At 43.5% G+C, this 3,454-nt stretch carries 4 protein-coding genes; 2 read left to right on the top strand and 2 right to left on the bottom strand.

Features of this window, described 5'->3' with window-relative positions:
* Together PX636_RS21030 and PX636_RS21025 are read right to left on the bottom strand one after the other, a co-directional pair.
* Window positions 1–287: amino acid kinase family protein (locus tag PX636_RS21030; RefSeq protein WP_502882910.1), on the bottom strand; the 287-nt coding region annotated here is incomplete at its 3' end.
* A gap of 458 nt (window positions 288–745) precedes the next feature.
* Window positions 746–2,263, bottom strand: coding sequence for an NAD(P)H-hydrate dehydratase (locus PX636_RS21025; protein WP_288118695.1), 1,518 nt, complete (start codon window positions 2,261–2,263; stop codon window positions 746–748).
* Here PX636_RS21025 and PX636_RS21020 point away from each other — a divergent pair.
* Both PX636_RS21020 and PX636_RS21015 read left to right on the top strand, forming a co-directional pair.
* Window positions 2,262–2,405, top strand: coding sequence for a transposase (locus PX636_RS21020; RefSeq protein WP_353853499.1), 144 nt, complete (start codon window positions 2,262–2,264; stop codon window positions 2,403–2,405). The two genes, PX636_RS21025 and PX636_RS21020, sit on opposite strands and share 2 nt — an antisense overlap.
* 375 nt (window positions 2,406–2,780) lie before the next feature.
* The gene (locus PX636_RS21015) at window positions 2,781–3,368 is read left to right on the top strand and encodes a hypothetical protein (RefSeq protein WP_288118693.1); all 588 of its coding nucleotides are present in this window, start codon (window positions 2,781–2,783) and stop codon (window positions 3,366–3,368) included.
* Window positions 3,369–3,454 lie beyond the last annotated feature (86 nt).

Here is a 3,454-nt window from a genome sequence, read left to right as displayed (position 1 = left end):
GTTAGGGAGATGGCCGGTTGTCCGATTTCCTCTAGGGCCATACTCATCAAGGCGATTGTCACCTGTTCCCCCGTGGATAATAACATATCCATCTCCCGGCGCGAGGGTTCGGCGGCGATCTGTTTGGCTAAATTGACCAATCCATCGGTGGTTTTACCCATGGCAGAAACGACCACCACCACGGTATTTCCTGCTATTACCGTATTTTTGACCCGTTGAGCGACCGATTGAATGCGTTCCACGGAACCTACCGATGTACCACCGTATTTTTGGACAATTACAGCCATAGTTGTCAGCGCTAGAGACTTTCTATCTTTGTTCAATCTCCAACTTATCAAAATTCCTTAACGATAAGTGGTTTTGGTTAACATTCCTTATGTTTTATCAAATGCCGACTATCCTTAAGACTGCACCGGAGAAGGGAGAGCCGGAGCTAGGTTAAGGCAGTCCGAGCATTTGTACTAAAATGTCAATAGGCAGTTTAAATACAGTACATTTATGCTATTAATAATATTTTGGCTCTCTTAGGTTTGGTGGGTATTATGAAAGATATTTTAATGTTAGATACAGTAACAATTATCAATTCTGATACTCCCTTAATCTTAGGACTGATTCATGGTAGGGTTAATTCATGAATTAACCCTACCTTTGGTAAGGGGGAAATCTGACAATTTTTAACACCTACCTACTTAATCCTTTATCGATTTTACTCGGTTTTTGGGTTGCGTGTGTTTCCCCTCGGAGTTTAATTTAAATCTTTAAGGGCAGCAAATAAATAATTAGCTAAAGTCACTCCATCTACTCCTAATTCTGTCCTTTCTTTGGCCGCTAAAATGCCGGCTTGAGCGTGTAAATAAGCCGCTAATGCGGTTGCTTCTGGGGGATTATCGGGCATTTGGGTTAAGAATCCGCCGATTAATCCCGTTAAAACATCACCACTACCACCTCGCGCTAAAGCGGAGGTACTTTCGGGGATTATATACATTTTACCTTCCGGGGAGGCGATTATAGTTCTGGCTCCTTTTAATAAGACAATTGCACCACTTTGTTGAGATGCTTCTTGAGTGATATTAATCCTATCTTGAGAACCTGATAAGTTAGGAAATAAGCGTTTAAATTCTCCCCAATGAGGCGTTAAAATTGTCTTATTCTGACGAGATGATAATTTTTTTATACCCAGTTGAGCCAAAATATTTAAAGCATCGGCATCGAGTATAATCGGTTTATCACTATCTAAAACCTGTTCGATAATAGCAGGATTTTCTGTGGTTAATCCAGGACCACAGGCGAGGACATGATAATTATTTAATTCTAGGGGAAGTTCGGCAATAGCTCCCGTGGCAGTTTCGGGACAATCGATAATTAATGCTTCTGGTAAATGACTAATTAATAAAGATTTAAGGGCAGCAGGAACGGCAATGGAAAGCATTCCCACACCACTACCTCGCGCTCCTAATCCGGCAAGAATTGCCCCCCCTGCATAACGACGAGAACCACAGATAATTAATAAATGTCCCTGCTGATATTTATGGGTAAGGAGAGGACGGGGTAAAGGTAAATAAGGGCGAATTAGATCGGGATTAACCCTCAGAATTGGCGGTGAATCTTGTAAAATTGTTTCTAGGTCAAGGGGACTAATTCCGATATCAATTAACTCCACTTTACCCAGATAGGGTAGGGCCAAATCCTGGAAAAAAGCTCGCTTCCAGAGTCCCAAACAAAAGGTATGAGTGGCTTTAATTGCCGTGCCTAAAACCTCTCCGGTGTCGGTGTGAATTCCCGAAGCAATATCGATACTAATTACCGGTTTTTGCCAACTATTAATTTTATCGACTAATTCGGCAATATCTCCCGATAAAGTCCTTTCTAAACCAAAACCGAAAAGACCATCGATAATTAACTGACAATCCTCTAAAGATTCTAAAGTTTCCTGAAAAATTAAGCCTAAATGCTTGACATAATTAGCCTGTTGTGCTGTTAAATCCTTGAGTTTGGCGATCGGACAAAAAAGAGATACTTGATAGCCGGCGAGATGTAGTTCTCTAGCAATCACGAGAGCATCACCGCCATTGTGACCAGGGCCGACGATAACGCCAATTTTGGGTAAATTAGCCAAAGAATAGGACTTTTTAAGCTGTTGTGCCGTTAACAGGGCTGCCTTTTCCATCAAAGCGGCCACAGGCATACCAGAGGCAAAAATTGCCCCTTCAATGCGACGCATCTGCTCGCTATTAACCACGTTGGACCGATAATTGTAGCTCATTCGGGAGATAAATTGCCTATTAACAGGTCTAGATGACTTTTTTTCGGATTACGTTCACCTGATTATCGATTACAAGCCTGACATCGCTTTATCCAAGTTAATTGCTAACCTTAAAACAGTTAGTAAGCTGTCAAGCATTTAAATTGCTTGTTGAGACGGGGCAAGAGGCAAGAGGCAATAGTAAAGGGATTGGGGGAAATTCAGCTAATCTAAGGATAGGCGGTTAAGATGCGTCTTAGCTTAGTCGCTTAATTAGGGTTTGCGGCAAAAAGTTTTTCGTGAGGGCCGGGTGTGGGGTGTGGGGTGTAGGGTTTTACCCATTTTCAGACGGTCAATTACCTAATTTTCAGGGAAAAAGTCCCAGAATTTTCGCCCCGATCACTCTCAGCTGGCACTTTTTGAGGACAAAAAAGTCTAAAAGTCTTATCCAACAAGGTTTTTAGATTTATTCAGCCAACCCTAATTACTAAATTATTTTATCATAAAAAGAAATCCTCTCTCAGGTAAGAGCGGTAGTATGGCTTACTCGACACAGCAGTTAATTGAAATCCTCGAGCGAGAAATGCACGCCACTTGCAAGGGGGAACGTCTGTTACTCTCCCCGGCGGAGCGCATTGATAATCCAGTGATTGCCAAGGCGATCAATCTAGAAAAGGTGGGCAAAGTCTTCGCCTATCAGGATTTTCGCCGCCAAGTTCACGATTATCAACAACAATATCAGGTTTCGGGCATTATCTGGCGTGTTTGTCAATGGAGCGATCGCACTCTCCGTTATCCCGAAATTCATAATCAATTAGTTGCCGTGGCGGGTGACAAGGAAATTCTCATGGCTGCCAAAGCCTCGGTTTTAGAGTTTTGGAACAGTATCACCCCTAATATGAATTTTTGGTGGGCGCTTAACTCCCGTCGTCCCATTTCTGCCGATTCTCTAGCCGAATTAGTCGCCCAGTCCGAATGGGCGGAATTAGATGTGGCGCGCACGGAATTATATCTCGGCCTCTGTTGGGGTAATCCTTTAGAACACCAGTATCAATGGGCGCAACCCTTTTCCGGTTGTCATCGCATTATCGCCGCCGTCGATGAACCTAGTTCGATTAAGGTCTAAAGGCGATTGATGTCTTGGGGTGTGGGGGTGTGGGGTGGGGGGTGTGGGGTGTGGTGTGTAGGGTGTGGGGTGTAGGGTGTGGGGTG

The sequence above is a fragment of the Microcystis sp. M53598_WE2 genome (assembly GCF_030067735.1).
GTDB lineage: Bacteria > Cyanobacteriota > Cyanobacteriia > Cyanobacteriales > Microcystaceae > Microcystis > Microcystis aeruginosa.
This window is presented reverse-complemented; position numbering and strand designations above follow the sequence as displayed.